Origin of the sequence: Dactylosporangium sp. NPDC050588 (assembly GCF_040654975.1) — a bacterium.
GTDB classification, from domain to species: Bacteria; Actinomycetota; Actinomycetes; order Mycobacteriales; family Micromonosporaceae; genus Dactylosporangium; species Dactylosporangium maewongense.
Map to the genome: position 1 here is coordinate 100,400 of NZ_JBFAJA010000033.1, position 15,081 is coordinate 115,480.

General features: G+C 71.8%; 16 protein-coding genes. 14 read left to right on the top strand and 2 right to left on the bottom strand.

Annotated features, from left to right (window positions below):
- Positions 1–51 precede the first annotated feature (51 nt).
- Positions 52–441: a hypothetical protein gene (locus AB0I21_RS23775; protein ID WP_360564226.1), complete on the top strand. Its 390-nt coding sequence runs from the start codon at positions 52–54 to the stop codon at positions 439–441.
- Positions 442–574: 133 nt separating this feature from the next.
- Here the strand turns inward: AB0I21_RS23775 and AB0I21_RS23780 are convergent, their stop codons facing one another.
- Positions 575–823: a hypothetical protein gene (locus tag AB0I21_RS23780; RefSeq protein WP_360564227.1), complete on the bottom strand. Its 249-nt coding sequence runs from the start codon at positions 821–823 to the stop codon at positions 575–577.
- Positions 824–864: 41 nt separating this feature from the next.
- On the opposite strand from AB0I21_RS23780, the gene AB0I21_RS23785 reads away from it, so the two are divergent.
- Both AB0I21_RS23785 and AB0I21_RS23790 read left to right on the top strand, forming a co-directional pair.
- A complete protein-coding gene (locus AB0I21_RS23785; protein ID WP_360564229.1) occupies positions 865–1,668 on the top strand; it encodes a methyltransferase domain-containing protein in 804 nt (267 codons plus the stop codon).
- 69 nt (positions 1,669–1,737) lie between these two features.
- Positions 1,738–2,724, top strand: a complete 987-nt coding sequence (locus tag AB0I21_RS23790; protein ID WP_344499126.1) for a malate dehydrogenase — start codon at positions 1,738–1,740, stop codon at positions 2,722–2,724.
- Positions 2,725–2,780: 56 nt separating this feature from the next.
- Here AB0I21_RS23790 and AB0I21_RS23795 read toward each other — a convergent pair whose 3' ends face one another.
- Positions 2,781–3,059 carry a DUF6582 domain-containing protein gene (locus tag AB0I21_RS23795; protein WP_344499128.1) on the bottom strand — a complete coding sequence of 93 codons (279 nt, stop codon included), beginning with the start codon at positions 3,057–3,059 and terminating at the stop codon, positions 2,781–2,783.
- 126 nt (positions 3,060–3,185) lie between these two features.
- Here AB0I21_RS23795 and AB0I21_RS23800 point away from each other — a divergent pair, with 126 nt between their 5' ends.
- The 11 genes from AB0I21_RS23800 (at position 3,186) to AB0I21_RS23850 (ending at position 15,036) form a co-directional block, all read left to right on the top strand.
- Entirely contained in the window at positions 3,186–4,052 is an 867-nt protein-coding gene (locus AB0I21_RS23800) for an STAS domain-containing protein (protein WP_360564231.1), read from the top strand.
- Positions 4,052–4,459, top strand: a complete 408-nt coding sequence (locus AB0I21_RS23805; RefSeq protein ID WP_360564232.1) for an STAS domain-containing protein — start codon at positions 4,052–4,054, stop codon at positions 4,457–4,459. Before AB0I21_RS23800 ends, AB0I21_RS23805 begins: the two co-directional genes overlap by 1 nt.
- A complete protein-coding gene (locus AB0I21_RS23810; protein ID WP_360564234.1) occupies positions 4,456–4,866 on the top strand; it encodes an ATP-binding protein in 411 nt (136 codons plus the stop codon). The genes AB0I21_RS23805 and AB0I21_RS23810 overlap by 4 nt, the downstream gene beginning before the upstream one ends.
- On the top strand, positions 4,854–5,888 hold the full coding sequence (locus AB0I21_RS23815) for a SpoIIE family protein phosphatase (RefSeq protein ID WP_360564236.1): 1,035 nt from the start codon (positions 4,854–4,856) through the stop codon (positions 5,886–5,888). Before AB0I21_RS23810 ends, AB0I21_RS23815 begins: the two co-directional genes overlap by 13 nt.
- The gene (locus AB0I21_RS23820; protein ID WP_360564237.1) at positions 5,885–7,570 is read left to right on the top strand and encodes an ATP-binding protein; all 1,686 of its coding nucleotides are present in this window, start codon (positions 5,885–5,887) and stop codon (positions 7,568–7,570) included. Before AB0I21_RS23815 ends, AB0I21_RS23820 begins: the two co-directional genes overlap by 4 nt.
- Positions 7,567–9,129: a fused response regulator/phosphatase gene (locus tag AB0I21_RS23825; protein ID WP_360564239.1), complete on the top strand. Its 1,563-nt coding sequence runs from the start codon at positions 7,567–7,569 to the stop codon at positions 9,127–9,129. Before AB0I21_RS23820 ends, AB0I21_RS23825 begins: the two co-directional genes overlap by 4 nt.
- Before the next feature lie 60 nt (positions 9,130–9,189).
- Positions 9,190–9,450, top strand: coding sequence for a Prokaryotic metallothionein (locus AB0I21_RS23830; protein ID WP_360564240.1), 261 nt, complete (start codon positions 9,190–9,192; stop codon positions 9,448–9,450).
- Positions 9,451–9,527: 77 nt separating this feature from the next.
- Positions 9,528–10,283, top strand: coding sequence for a polyphosphate--glucose phosphotransferase (gene ppgK / locus AB0I21_RS23835; RefSeq protein ID WP_360564242.1), 756 nt, complete (start codon positions 9,528–9,530; stop codon positions 10,281–10,283).
- Positions 10,284–10,320: 37 nt separating this feature from the next.
- Positions 10,321–11,955, top strand: coding sequence for a protein kinase (locus tag AB0I21_RS23840; protein ID WP_360564243.1), 1,635 nt, complete (start codon positions 10,321–10,323; stop codon positions 11,953–11,955).
- Between the two features lie 234 nt (positions 11,956–12,189).
- Positions 12,190–13,191: a LacI family DNA-binding transcriptional regulator gene (locus tag AB0I21_RS23845; RefSeq protein ID WP_360564244.1), complete on the top strand. Its 1,002-nt coding sequence runs from the start codon at positions 12,190–12,192 to the stop codon at positions 13,189–13,191.
- A gap of 171 nt (positions 13,192–13,362) precedes the next feature.
- On the top strand, positions 13,363–15,036 hold the full coding sequence (locus AB0I21_RS23850) for an ABC transporter substrate-binding protein (protein ID WP_354904084.1): 1,674 nt from the start codon (positions 13,363–13,365) through the stop codon (positions 15,034–15,036).
- The last annotated feature ends 45 nt before the right edge of the window (positions 15,037–15,081 follow it).

The following is a 15,081-nucleotide window of genomic DNA, read 5'->3' on the forward strand; positions in this document are numbered from 1 at the left end:
GCGCCGCGCGTCAGGCGCCGGGCGGCGCCGTGCGCCGGACGGGGACCGGCCGTGACCGAGCCGTTCGGCATCGGCGCCGAGGTGTGGCCGGGGCTGGCGAAGGTCACCGAGGAGGCCGGCGAGCTGCTGCAGGTGGTCGGCAAGCTGGTGGCCACCGGCGGTCGCCCGGACCACTACGACGGCACGGACCTGCGCGACCGCCTGATCGAGGAGTGCGGCGACCTCCTCGCCGCGATCGGCTACCTCACCGCCGCCAACGGCATCGAGGACGCCGTCGCCGAGCGCGCCGCCCACAAACGCCAGACCTTCGAAGGCTGGCACCGGCGGGAGGCCGGGTGGCGGGCGATCGTCAAGCCCCCCGGCCCTCACGATCGCCCGCCACCCGGTCAGACCTCCGCGGCGGGCTCGGAGACCCCCGAGACGGGAGCGCCCGACCTATGAAGACCCCCGGGACGCAAAGTGGGTTGCGTCACTATCCGGGATCGGCGCAGCATTGGCACATGTCGACGCGCGCCCTCCGGCTCAACGAGCTGATGCGGGAGCGATCCGGGCTGCTCCAGGCGTACAAGAGCCGCTAACGCAACGCGGGCTGCCTGGTCTCACGCTGAGCGGACTCGATGACCTCGCCACGGGTCTCGCCGAGCCACACCACCGCGTTCACCGGCGTCCCCACCCGGCTCAGCATCCCGGTCTCGTCGGTCCACGCGACCAGCGGCAGCGGCTGCGCGTGCTCGGTCTCCCAGCCGATGACCCGGCCGGCCTGGATGTCCTCGTCGGCGGCCGTGGCCAGCCACAACGTCTGCGTCTGCGGAATGATCGTCATGCTGTCAGTGATTCCCCGGCAACGGAAGGTGCAACCACGCCATGTCAGAGTTCGAAGCCCTGCTCGAGGAGGGCGCCTCCGTCCCCGTCGAGGGCTGGGACTTCTCCTGGTTCGAAGGCCGGGCCACCGAGGAACGGCCGCCCTGGGGCTACGCGGAGCTGCTCGCGGAGCGCTACCGCACCGCCGGCAGCGCCCTGGACGTGCAGACCGGCGGCGGCGAGGTCGTCGCCTGGGCGTTGCGCAGAGCCAGCCAGAGGGCCGGCCAGACGCCCGGACGGGTCCCCTCGCCCCTGGCGGCGACCGAGTCCTGGGAGCCGAACGTCGCGCTCGCCACGCGGGCGCTCGCCCCGTTCGGCGGCACCGTCGCGTACGTCGCGGACGACGACCCGCTGCCGTTCGGCGACGCCACGTTCGACCTCGTCAGCGCCAGGCACCCGGTCGTCGCGGTCTGGCCGGAGATCGCCAGGGTCCTGCGCCCCGGCGGCACCTACCTCGCCCAGCACGTCGGTGTCGGCTCCGCCCACGAGGTCACCGAGGCGATGCTCGGCCCGACCCCGGTCGGCCAGGGCCGCCACCCGGACACCGCGGCGGCCGACGCGCGCGCCGCCGGCCTCGAGGTGCGCGACCTGCGCGAGGTGAAGTTGCGGATGGAGTTCCTCGACGTCGCTGCCGTCGCGGTGTTCCTCCGGAAGGTGATCTGGATCGTGCCGGGCTTCACCGTGGCGGCGTACCGCGACCAGCTGCGCGCCCTGCACGAGCGGATCGAGGCGGAGGGCCCGTTCGTCGCCTACTCCACCCGCTACCTGATCGAGTGCTGCAAGCCACATCGGAACGACAGTGGGTGAACGGTCGTTGGGGGGCGGGGATAGTTTGTGTGGAGAAGCACACCCGCCGCTGCCGCAGGAGAAACTCTGATGAGTGAGCCCGTGAACGTAACCGTGACCGGTGCCGCCGGCCAGATCGGCTACGCGCTGCTGTTCCGCATCGCGTCCGGTCAGCTGCTCGGCGCCGACACCCGCGTCAAGCTGCGCCTGCTGGAGATCCCGCAGGCCGTCCGCGCCGCCGAGGGCACCGCGCTGGAGCTGCAGGACGGCGCGTTCCCGCTGCTGGCCGGCGTGGACGTGTTCGACGACCCGAAGCAGGCGTTCTCCGGCGCCAACGTCGCGCTGCTCGTCGGTGCCCGGCCCCGCACGAAGGGCATGGAGCGCGGCGACCTCCTCGAGGCCAACGGCGGCATCTTCAAGCCGCAGGGCGAGGCGATCAACGCCGGTGCCGCCGAGGACATCCGGATCCTGGTCGTCGGCAACCCCGCCAACACCAACGCCCTCATCGCCCAGCGCAACGCGCCGGACGTGCCCGCGGAGCGGTTCACCGCGATGACCCGCCTGGACCACAACCGGGCCGTGGCGCAGCTGTCGCAGAAGCTGAGCGTGCCGGTCTCGGAGATCCGCAAGGTCACGATCTGGGGCAACCACTCCGCGACGCAGTTCCCGGACATCCTGCACGCCGAGGTCTCGGGTCGGAACGCGGCCGAGGCCGTCGGTGACCAGCAGTGGTACGCCGACGAGTTCATTCCGCGGGTCGCCAAGCGCGGCGCCGAGATCATCGAGGTGCGCGGGGCGTCGTCGGCGGCGTCGGCCGCGTCGGCCGCGATCGACCACGTGTACGACTGGGTGAACGGCACCGCCGAGGGTGACTGGACGTCGGTGGCGCTGCCGTCCGACGGCTCCTACGGCGTGCCGGAGGGCCTGATCTCGTCGTTCCCGGTCGTCTCGCGGGGCGGCAAATGGGAGATTGTGCAGGGTCTGGAGATCGACGAGTTCTCCCGGGCCCGGATCGACGCGTCGGTCGCCGAGCTGGCCGAGGAGCGCACCGCGGTGGAGCGCCTGGGCCTGATCTGAGCCCGGTAGGAAGTGCGCCGGCCCGCCCACCCCGCACGGTGAGCGGGCCAGCGGTCTCAGTGGGGCGTGCGGCCGAGCTCGTGCCAGCTCGACTCGGACAGCTCCACCTCGTAGTGCTTCGCCGCCACCGTCAGGTTGGCGAAGGCGAGGTCGCGGTCCTTGTCGTTGACGCCGCGGACCTGGTCGAACCGCGCGACCGCGTTGCGGACGTGCTTGGCGTCGGTGAGCGGCAGTTTGCGCTGCTCAGGGAACGCGTAGACGCTGTCGGGCAGGCGCTCGCGGGTCTCCTCGGACAGGGTGCCGTGTGCCTCGAAGGGTCTCCAGGTCGTCTCCATGCCGTACTCGTTCCCTGCTGAGGCGGTTACGACACACCGGCCCGGCATATCTCGGCCGCTCGTTCGCCGTTGGCTGCTCAGGGCGGTACCGTCTGGTCCGACAGACGAGGTCGAAGGAGATCACGAGTGAAGGTGGATGCCGACGCGCGGCAGCGGCTGAGTGCGTTCCTGGCGGCGCACGAGGAAGCGATCGTGCGTCACTGGACGGAGATCGCCACCCGCAGTTTGCGTGGCCGGCTCACTAGCGCCGAGCTGACCCGGCAGGTGCGGGACGTGTTCGATGCGCTGCAGACGATCCTCGGCGAGCATGCCGACGGCGATGTCGCGGGTGCCGAGAGCGGCGAGTCGCGGGCGGCGCTCGCGGAGCTGTCCCGGGCGTGGGCCCGGCAGGGCTTCTCGCCGAGGGAGACGGCGAGCCTCGTGTTCGCGGTCAAGGAAGTCGTGCTCAACCTGGGCGAGGCCGGCGAGGGTGACCTGGCGACGACCGACTTCCTCGTGCTGTCGCTGCTCGTCGACGACATGGGCCTGTTCACGTTCGAGACCTACACGAAGGCCCGCGAGTCGGTGATCGCCGACCAGACCGAGCAGCTGCTGGAGCTCTCGACGCCGGTCGTGAAGCTGTGGGACGGCGTCGTCGCGGTGCCGCTGGTCGGCACGCTCGACTCGGCCCGCGCCCAGGTGGTCATGGAGAAGCTGCTGCAGACCCTGGTCGACACCGGGTCCGGCTACGCGATCGTCGACATCACCGGCGTGCCGGCGGTCGACACGCAGGTCGCACAGCACATCCTGAAGACGGTCGTCGCGGCGCGGCTGATGGGCGCGGAGTGCATCATCTCCGGCATCCGGCCGCAGATCGCGCAGACGGTGGTGGCCCTGGGCATCGAGTTCGGCGACATCGTGACGAAGTCCAACCTCGCCGACGCGCTGCTGCACGCGCTGCGGGCCAGCGGCGTCGAGGTGGTCCGCCGGGCGAGCCGCGACAAGGCGTTGTGATGGACCGCGTCCCCGTTCTGAAGATCGGCGAGATCCTGCTGGTCTCGATCCAGATCGACCTCGACGACCAGACCGCCCTGCAACTGCAGGAGGACCTGTCGGACCGGATCGTGGAGACCGGCGCGCACGGCGTGGTGATCGACATCTCCGCCCTGGAGATCGTCGACTCGTTCATCGGCCGGATGCTGTCGACGATCGCGTCGGTGTCGCGGGTGCTGGACGCCGAGACGGTCGTGGTCGGCATGCGCCCGGCGGTCGCGATCACGCTGGTCGAGCTGGGCCTGTCGCTCAGGGGTGTCCGCACCGCGCTCAACGTCGACAAGGCCCTGGAGATCCTCGCCGAGGCCAAGCAGGTCCGCGGCGTGGGTGTGCTGGGCTTCCGCGGCTCCGACGACGTGCCCGTATGACCCAGGAGCAGGAGGAGCAGCGCCTGCAGATCGCCGACGACAAGGACGTGGTGCGGGTGCGTCAGGCGGTCCGGGTGATGGCGATCGCCGCGAAGCTGCCGCTCGTCGACCAGACGAAGCTGGTCACGGCGGCGAGCGAGCTGGCGCGCAACACGCTCATCCACGGCGGCGGCGGGCACGCCGTGGTCGGCCAGGTGCACAACGGGCGGCGGGCCGGCGTCCGCGCCGAGTTCGTCGACGCCGGGCCGGGCATCGCCGACCTGGACCTCGCCTTCACCGACGGCTACACCACCGGCAGCGGGCTGGGGCTGGGGCTCAGCGGCTCGCGCCGCCTGGTCGACGAGTTCGACATCGTCACCGCCGCCGGGGAAGGCACCCGGATCACGGTGACGAAGTGGGCACGGTGACACCGCCCGCGGCGGCCCCCAATCAGGTCCCGCTGGTCGAGGAGCTCGGCTGGTTCCCCGTCGACGAGGCGGGCGCGGCGGGTGTGGCCCGGCGCGTCGCCGTCGACCTCGCCCGCCGGCTCGGCTTCAGCGACGAGCGCACCGGCGAGGTGGCGATCGTCGCCGCCGAGCTGGCGAGCAACCTGCATCGGCACGCCGATGTGGGCGCGCTGTCGGTGCGGTGCCTGCGCAGCGGTGGCACCGGCGGCGTGGAGCTGGTGGCCGTCGACAGCGGTCCGGGCATGGCGGATCTGGTCTTCAGCGGCTCCGACGGCACGAGCACCGCCGGCACCCTCGGGATCGGGCTGGGCGCGGTGCGCCGGCTGTCGAGCCACTCGGGCGGCTACTCGCTGCCGGGCCGTGGCACCGTCCTGGCCGCGCAGCTGTGGCCCGACCGCCGCGACGTCGGGGTGCCGGTCGTCGCCGGCCTGACCCGGCCGATCACGGGCGAGACGGTGTGCGGCGACCGCTGGGCGGCGCGGGTGCGTGGCGGCGCGCTGCTCGTGCTCGTCGCCGACGGTCTCGGGCACGGCGCCCTCGCGTCGGCGGCCGCGAGCGCCGCCGTCGACGCGTTCCTCTCTGGTGACCTGGACGCGCCGGCGGCGATCGTGGAGCGCCTGCACCGGCTCGTCTCGCACACCCGCGGCGCGGCCGTGTCGGTGGCCCGCGTCGAGGGCGGCACGGTGCGCTTCGCGGGCCTGGGCAACGTGGCGGGTGTGGTCGCCTCGCCCGACGGGGAGCGCCGCGGCATGGTCAGCATGCCCGGCATCGTCGGGCACCAGTCGCGGGGCGTCCGCGAGTTCACCTACGAGCTGCCGCCGGAGGCGGTCGTGGTCCTGCACTCCGACGGCGTGTCGGACCGCTGGACCCTGCGTGACTACCCGGGCCTGAGCCGCCAGGACCCGCTGCTCATCGCCGGCACCCTGCTGCGCGACGCCGGCGTGCGCCGCGACGACGCCTGCGTGGCCGTGGTGCGGCCATGAGCGGGTCCCCGGTGCCGGAGCCGCTGCTGCGCATGACGCTGCGCGAGGACCAGGACGTGTTCGTGGTGCGCCAGCGTGGCCGGGAGGTCGCCGCCGCCCTCGGCATGGAGCATCAGGACCAGGTCAGGGTCGCGACCGCGCTCAGCGAGATCGGCCGGCACGCGATCGGCGCCATGGTGACGTTCACCGCCGAGGTTTCCGGACGGCTCCGTCTGGTCATCGTTGTAGAAGCGGACGGCATCGGGATCAGTCCGCCCGAAGGCACGGCGGCTGCGGGGCGGTTGATGGACGAGATGCACGTGGAGCGGGACCGGATCAGCCTGATGCGCAGGCTGCCCGCCCAGGTCGGTCAGGAGCGGCTGGCCGCGGCGCGGGAGGAGCTGGCCGCCAGCCGGCCCACCACCGCGCTGGACGAGCTCAGTGTCCAGAACCGGCAGCTCGTGAGCGCACTGGAGGAGGTCCAGGCGCACCGCGACGAGCTGCTCACCCTCAACGCGGAGCTGGAGGAGACCAACCGCGGGGTGATGGCGCTCTACACGCAGCTGTCCGAGGAGCTGGAGCAGACCAACCAGGGTGTCGTCGCCCTGTACGCCGAGCTGGAGGAGCGCTCCGCGCAGCTGCGGGAGGCCAACGAGGCGAAGAGCCGCTTCCTGGCCAACGTGTCGCACGAGCTGCGCGCGCCGGTGACCGCCATCATCGGCCTGACGCGGCTGCTGCTCGACCCCCGCTCCGAGCCGCTCACCGCCGACCAGACGCACCAGCTGGACCTCGTCCAGGGCTCCGCCGCGGACCTGCTCGCGCGCGTCAACGACCTGCTGGACCTGGCGAAGGCCGAGTCCAACCGGATCGAGCCCAACTGGGCGCCGGTCGACCTGAACGCGGTCTTCGGCCAGCTGCGCGGCACCCTGCGCCCCCTCGCCAAGCCGGGCGTGCGGTTCGAGGTCGCCGACCCGGCCGAGCCCGTGGAGCTGGTCACCGACGAGGTGCTGCTCACCCAGATCCTGCGCAACCTGCTCACCAACGCGCTGAAGTTCACCGACGCGGGCAGCGTCGCGATGGGCGCGCTCGTGCGCGACGGCCGGCTGCACATCGCGGTCGCCGACACCGGCATCGGCATCCCGTTCGCCGAGCAGCGCCGCGTCTTCGAGGAGTTCCACCAGGTGCGCGGCGCCCATCAGACGGGCGGGACCGGCCTCGGGCTGCCCTACGCGCGGCGCCTGGCGACCCTGCTCGGCGGCGGGCTCAGCATGGTCAGCGAGCCGGGGGAGGGCAGCACGTTCACCCTCGACCTGCCGCTGCGCCCCGCGCCGGAGGACGACCAGGACCTGCCGCACGTGCGGGCGGTGCTCGTCGTCGACGACGAGGCGGCCGCCCGGCAGGCGCTGCGCGAGCACCTGACCGGCATCGCCGAGCACGTGCACGAGGCCGCCGACGCCCGTTCGGCGATGGCGATCGCGATGCGGGAGCGGCCGTCGCTGATCTTCCTGGACCTGCGGATGCCGGGCGGTGACGGCGGCGAGCTGATCGCCGCGCTGGCCGGCGTGCCGGAGCTGAGCGGTGTACCGGTCGTGGTGGTGACCGGCGCCGACGTCGGGCACGTCCCGGGCGCCGCCGCGGTCCTGGGCAAGCCCGCGCTGACCCGCCGGACGATCGCCGACGTCGTCGCCCGAGTGACGGCATGACGGGCGAGGCCGCGGCAGACATTCTGGTCGTCGACGACAGCCCTTCCAAGCGGTACGTCATCACCAGCTGGCTGCGCCGCGACGGGCACCGGGTCACCGAGGCCGCCACCGGCACGGAGGCGCTGCACCTGCTGCACACCGAGGGCCTGCACGCGGAGCTGGTCGTGCTCGACGTACGGCTGCCGGACATCGACGGGTTCGAGGTCGCGGAGCGGATCAAGGAGGACCCGCGGACCACCGCCGTCCCCGTGATCCACATCTCGGCGACCGCCGTCCACGTGGTGGACCGCACCCAGGGCCTCAACCGGGGCGCCGACGCGTACCTGGCCGAGCCGATCGACCCGGACGAGCTGCTCGCCACCGTCCGGGCGAAGCTGCGCGAGTACCGGGCCCGCCGCCGCGCCGAGCGGCTCGCCGGCCGGCTGACGCGGCTGGTCGACACCACGACCGAGTTCAACGCCGTGACCAGCCTCACGGACCTGCTGCTGGCCGCCGCGACCGGCGCCGCCCGGGTGTTCGACGGGCCCGCCGCGGTCGCCGCCTCCTCGGAGGAGTCCGGGCCGATCGCGGTGCAGGTCGACGCCGTCGGCGGCGACGCGGTGCTGCGCCCGGCGATGCGCGACCAGTTCGAGCTCGACCCGCTCGATGGCCAGGCCGGCATCGTGCTGTTTCCGCTGGAGGACGGCCCGTGGTGGCGGGGCGCGGTGTGGCGGGTCGTCGCGCGGGCCAAGCGGGGCCGGGAGCCGGTGCACGTCGCCGTGCCTGCGGAGGGATTCAGCGACGACGACGCCGACCTGCTGCGCCAGTTCGGCCAGGCGGTCGCCCTCGCGGTCGAGGCGCTGCGCAGCTACGACGAGGAGCGGCGCACCGCGCTGACGCTGCAGCAGAGCATGCTGCCCCGGAGCCTGCCCGCGGTGCCGGGCGTGCAGCTCGCGGTGCGGTACCAGCCGGCCAGCGAGCACGCGTCGGTCGGCGGCGACTTCTACGAGATCCTTCAGGTGGACGGCCGGCTCGTCGCGGCGATCGGCGACGTCGCCGGGCACTCGCTGCGCGCCGCCACGATCATGGCGGAGGTCCGGCACGCGCTGCGCGCCTACCTGGTGGAGGACTCGTCGCCGGGGCCGAGCATGGAGCGGCTCAACCGGATGATGCTGCGGCTGCTGCCGGAGGAGATCGCGACGATGTGCCTGCTCAGCATGGATCCGGCCAGCGGGGAGGTGCGGCTCACCAACGCCGGGCACCCGCCGCCGCTGCGGGTCCGGGACGGGCGGGTCAGCCTCGTCGAGGGGCGGGTGGCGCTGCTGGGCGTGCCGACCTCGCACGAGGACGAGGTCCGGCTGACGCTGGCGCCGGGCGAGACCCTGATCCTGGTGACCGACGGGCTGATCGAGGTCCGCGGGCACACCTTCAACGAGGGGCTCGACGCGCTGTGCCGCGCCGTCGGCGAGGTCGAGGACGACCTGGAGCAGTTCTGCGACCGGCTGCTGAGCGCACTGAGCGCGGGGTCCCGGGACGACGACGTGGCGCTCCTGGTGATCCGCAGGGTGGATTTCGGCTGAACCGGTTGCGCCGTGCCCACCGACCGAACACGCTGCGTGAAACGAATGGGGGGCAACATCATGGCAGTCTGTGAGACCTGCGGCAACGACTACTACATGAGCTTCGAGGTCCGGACGGTCGGCGGCGGCGTGCACGTCTTCGACTCGTTCGAGTGCGCGATCCACCGGCTGGCGCCGGTCTGCGAGCACTGCGGCACGAAGATCGTCGGCCACGGTGCCGAGGTGTCCGGCAGCTTCTACTGCAGCGCGCACTGTGCCCGCACCGCCGACCAGGCGCTCGGCCTGGAGATCCGGGACACGGTGGGGGCGTACCCCGGGTGAGCCTTGCCGGTGCCCTGCATGATTGGCTCTTGGAACAGCAGGGCATTGGTTGAGGCACACGTCGCGGAGGAGCAGCTGTGGTGGTCCTGGGTATCGACATCGGCGGTTCGGGCATCAAGGGAGCGCCGGTCGACCTGGCAACCGGCGAGTTCACCGCCGACCGGCACCGCATCGAGACCCCGCAGCCGGCGGACATCGCCGCCGTCGTCGACACGGTCGCGGCGGTCGTCGCGCAGTTCCCGCCGGCGAGCAGCGTCGGGATCACGTTTCCCGCCGTCGTGCAGCACGGGGTGACGAAGACCGCGGCCAACGTCGACGCGTCATGGGTCGACGCGCCGGCGGAGCAGCTGTTCAGCGACAAGTTGGGGCGGCCGGTGACGGTCCTCAACGACGCGGACGCGGCCGGGGTGGCCGAGATCGAGTACGGCGCCGGCAAGGGCGTCGACGGCCTGGTCGTGATGGTCACCCTCGGCACCGGCATCGGCAGCGCCCTGTTCATCGACGGGAAGCTGGTGCCCAACACCGAGTTCGGCCACCTGCAGATGAGCGGGCTGCACCTGCACGGCGGCGACGCCGAGGACTACGCCTCGGACCGCATCCGCGAGGTCGAGGGCCTCGGCTGGCAGGACTGGGCCGAGCGGGTCCAGGTCTACCTGCGCCACCTGCACGCGCTGCTGTGGCCCGACCTGATCATCATCGGCGGCGGCGTGAGCAAGAAGACGGACAAGTGGCTGCACCACGTCTCGGTGCCCACGAAGGTCGTCCCGGCGACCCTGCAGAACAACGCCGGCATCGTCGGCGCGGCGCTGCTGGCATCCAGACGGGCGCACTGAGCGCACGCGCGTGCGCTGATAGGGCACGATGGGTCGCATGGGGGACTTGCCCGCGCCGTTGCGTGCCGGGGACCCGGCGACCGTCGGGTCCTACCGGCTGCTCGGCGTGCTCGGCGTCGGCGGCATGGGCACCGTCTACCTCGCCGCCGGCCCCGGTGACCGCCGGGTCGCGCTGAAGGTCATCAACCCGGTCTGGCACGGCGACCCGCAGTTCCTGCAACGGTTCGCGGCCGAGGCCGCCGCCGCGTCGCGGGTCGCCGGGTTCTGCACCGCGCGGGTCCTCGACGTGGCCCTGGACGGCCCGGTGCCGCACCTGGTGACCGAGTACGTGTCCGGGCCGTCCCTGCACGACTACGCGACCGTCAACGGGCCGCTCGGCGGCCAGGTCGAGGCGGTCGCGGTCGGGGTCGCGGCGGCGCTGACCGCGATCCACGCCGTGGGGCTCGTGCACGCCGACCTGAGCCCGCGCAACGTGCTGCTGTCACCGTTCGGCCCGAAGGTCATCGACTTCGGCGTCGCCCGCCCGCACGGCCACGACGGGCCCGTCGGGCAGCTGTTCGGCACGCCGGGATGGCTGGCGCCCGAGCAGGAGCGCGGCGCCCCGCCCAGCCAGGCCTCCGACGTGTACGCGTGGGGCGTCCTCGTCGCGTGGGCGGGCACGGGCGTGATGCCGGCGGGTGCCGTCCCGGACGGGCTGGCGCCCGGCATCGCCGAGATCGTGGCCCGGGCGCTGCGGCCCGACCCGGCGGCCCGGCCGACGGCCCGCCAGCTGCTGCTCGCGCTCGTCGGCGACGACGACCCGGCGGCGGTGCACGTGACGTCGCCGCGCGCCGACCCCACGACCCGGCCCGCGGGCCATCCCACGGCCGGCCCCACGGCAAGGGTCCGCGGCGCCGCGCCGCCCCGGCCGCCCACGGGCCGGTTCGCGCCCGGCGCCGCGCCGGTCATCCCGGTGTCGCCGACGGCGGTGCACGCGATGCCCGTCTCGCCGGTGCCGGTCAGCCCGACGATGCTCGACCCCTCTCTCGGGGTCCCGGTGTCGTCCCAGTATGCGGACCCGGGTCGTGGGCGCCCGCCGCTGCCGCCGGTGCCGCCTCCTCCCCGCCGCCCGCCGCGCCGCATCGGCGGGGCGGTGGCCGCCGTCGTCGCGGTGCTGATCGTGCTCGGCTGCCTGTGGGGCGTGTTCAACCTCGCCGACTCGGCCGGCTCGGGCAAGGACGGCGCCGCGAAGGCGGGCCCCAGCACCGCCGCGCCGGCGAGCAAGGTGCCGTCGAAGAAGCCCAGCCCGGTCGGCACCGACGGCGGCGTCCGCTTCACCGTCACCGGCTTCGAGTGCGGCGTGAAACGCATCGGCGACTGGCCGATCGTCAAGGACGCCGAGGGCGAGTTCTGCCTGGTCGAGGTGCGGGTCGAGAACCTCGGCACCGGAAGCACCCGCATCTATCAGGGCTCGCAGCGGCTGCGCGACACCGACGGCAACGACCACAAGGCCGACGACTGGTCGTGGCTCTACAACGCCGAAACCCGACCGCTTTACGGGGAAATCAGGGCCGGCAAACCGGTCACCGGCACGCTCGTCTTCGACGTGCCGAAGGGGCTCCGGTTCGACGTCCTGGTGGTCAAGCAGCAGCCGCTCAGCGACGGCACCGTCATCCACCTCCCCGGTCGGTAGAGCGCTTTCAGGGGCGTGCCCGCGCGTCACCGCGACGGCGGGCGCGTCGGCGTGCTGTGAGCAAACACCACCGTCCGAGGCCTTGGCAAGCTTTTCCCAGGCGTTACGTTTCGTTACCACCGTGTTATTGACACCACAGTCCGCAATCGGATTTAGTGTGCCGGAACCGGTTGCGGAACCGGTTCCAGAAAACGCTCTCTTGCCAGAAAGCGCTCTCACAGAGAGGATCGCGGCGTGCCGATCACCATCGCCGATGTTGCCTCACGGGCCGGGGTCAGCAAGACCACCGTCTCGCGGGTGCTCAACGGCAAAGGCGAGGTCGACGAGTCGACCGCGGCACGGGTGCGGAGGGTCATCGACGAGCTGGGTTACACGCCCAGCGCGCGGGCGGTCAACCTCGCCCGGGGCCACACCAGGGTCATCGGGATGTTGGTGCCTTCGCTGATCTGGCCGTGGATGGGCGAGATCGTGCAGGGAGCCGTTGATGTCGTCGAAGCGGAGGGTTACGGGTTGCTGCTCTTCACGTGCAACCGTGGCGCCGAGTCGATGCGCCAGTTCTCGGCGCAGGTCTCCGGCAAAGCCTTCGACGGCCTGCTGGCGATCGAGCCGGAGGGCACCCTGGACTACCTCGCCGACCTGTATGCCGGCGGCCTGCCGGTGGTGCTCATCGACGACCGCGGCGACAAGCCGCTCATGCCGTCGGTGGGGACCACCAACCGGGCCGGCGGGGCCCTGGCCGCCCGGCATCTGGTCGAGATCGGCCGGCGGCGCCCCCTCGTCATCACCGGATCCGAGAAGTTCGGCTGCACGCAGGACCGGCTCGGTGGCTTCGCGGACGTGTTCGCGGCCGCCGGTCACCCGGTCGACCCGCGTTTCGTGATGGAGGGCGACTTCACTTACGACTGCGGCTCCCAGGCGATCCGGCGGGCGCTGGACCTGGGGCTGGAGTTCGACTCGGTCTTCGCCCACAACGACCTGTCCGCGGCGGGCGCCCTCCAGGGGCTGCGCCAAGCGGGCCGCGCGGTGCCGGAGGATGTCGCCCTCGTGGGCTTCGACGACATCGTCCACGCCGCGCACACCGAGCCACCACTCACGACCATCCGCCAGCCGATGCGGCAGATGGGCGAGATGGCGGCCCGGCGGCTCATCGCACACTTCGACGGCACGCCGTTGACGAGTGAGCCCAACATCCTGTCCACCACGCTCGTCGTGCGGTCCTCGACCATGCCGGCGTAGCCCGAGCGCTCCACCGCGCCATCCCCGCACCAACCCGCACCACCAGCACCACCCGGCACGACGCACCACCGATACCGCACCAAAGGGCGGGACCTGCCGCAAGAAGGCCCCGTCGTCCTACCCCGAATGCCCGCCCCACCTGTCGATCCAGGTACGTAAGGAGACACCCCCGTGCATACCAGACGCTCCGTTGTGCTCGGCCTCGCCGGGTTGCTCGCCACCGGCGCTCTCGCTGCGTGTGGCGACTCGCCGAACGCCGACAACGCGAAGAAGGGCCCGACGGTCCTCAACGTCGGCATGCCGAACGGCCCGCAGACCGAGAACCAGAACCCGTTCCTCAGCACCTCCGCGGCGTCCAAGTCGGGCTACCGCTGGGCGCTCTACGAGCCGCTGATGATGTGGAACCCGGTCAAGCCGGCCGACCCGATGAAGCCGTGGCTCGCCACCAAGGCGGAGTGGTCGAAGGACTACACCTCGGTCAAGGCCACCATCCGCGACAACGCCACCTGGTCCGACGGTCAGAAGGTCACCGCCGAGGACGTCGCGTTCACGTACAAGCTGCTGCGTGACAACGAGGCGCTCAACACCGGTGGTCTCACCATCTCCGACGCTTCGGCCAGCGGCGCGGACGTGACCATCACGTTCAAGAACCCGCAGTTCGTCAGCCAGCACAAGGCCATCGCCCAGGTCCCGATCGTCCCCAAGCACATCTGGGAGAAGGTCTCGGACCCGAAGGCGGAGCTCGCCAAGAACCCGATCGGCTCCGGCCCGTACACGCTGAAGTCGTTCACCCCGCAGACCGCCACGCTGACGGTCCGCGACAAGGGCTACTGGCAGGCGCTGCCGCAGGTCAAGGAGCTGCGGTACACCTCCTACACCGACAACAACGCGCAGACCACCGCGCTCGCCAACGGTGAGTCGGAGTGGAGCTTCGTCTTCATCCCCAATGTGAAGACGGTCTTCATCGACAAGGACGCCGCGCACCACAAGATCTGGGCCCCGCCGGTCCTCGGCATCCACGGCCTGTACATCAACACCACCAAGGCGCCGTTCGACGACAAGAACCTGCGCGTGGCCATGAGCATGGTCATCGACCGTGACGACATCTTCAACACGGCCGAGGCCGGCTACTTCCACCCGCTGGTGAAGAGCGTGACCGGTCTGCCCAGCCCCGCCGGCGACGCGTTCCTCGCGCCGGAGTTCAAGGGCAAGGACTACAAGATCGACATCGAGGGTGCCAAGGCGCTCCTGACCGCCAACGGCTACAAGTACGAGGGCACCACGCTGAAGGACAAGACGGGCAAGGCCGTCACCCTGACGCTGACCGACCCGGCCGGCTGGTCGGACTACCAGACCTCGCTGGAGATCGTGAAGGCCAACCTTCAGAAGATCGGCATCGAGGCGACGGTCGAGAAGGCCAACCAGGACGCGTGGTTCAAGAACGTCGAGGCCGGTCAGTTCGACGCCGGCTTCCGGTGGACCAACGGCGGTAACACGCCGTACGACATCTACCAGACGATCATGGACGGCGACCTGCTCAAGCCGGTCGGCACCGCCAGCCCCGCCGGTAACTTCGGGCGCTTCAACAACCCCGAGGCCACCAAGGCGCTGCGCGACTACCAGTCGGCGACCGAGGACTCGGTCCGTGTCGAGGCGATGAACAAGCTCCAGAAGATCTTCGTCGAGCACATGCCGATGATCCCCGTCGGCGCCGACAATGTCGGTGGGGCCTACTCCACGAAGCAGTGGACCGGCTGGCCGGACGACGCCAACCCCTACGGCGCCGCCCAGCCCACCCAGGCGAACGCGCTCGACGTGATCCTGCACCTCAAGCCGGCCTCCTGACCGGTCGCTAGTGACGGCGCTCCCCGGGTTGCCCGCGCGGGCAAC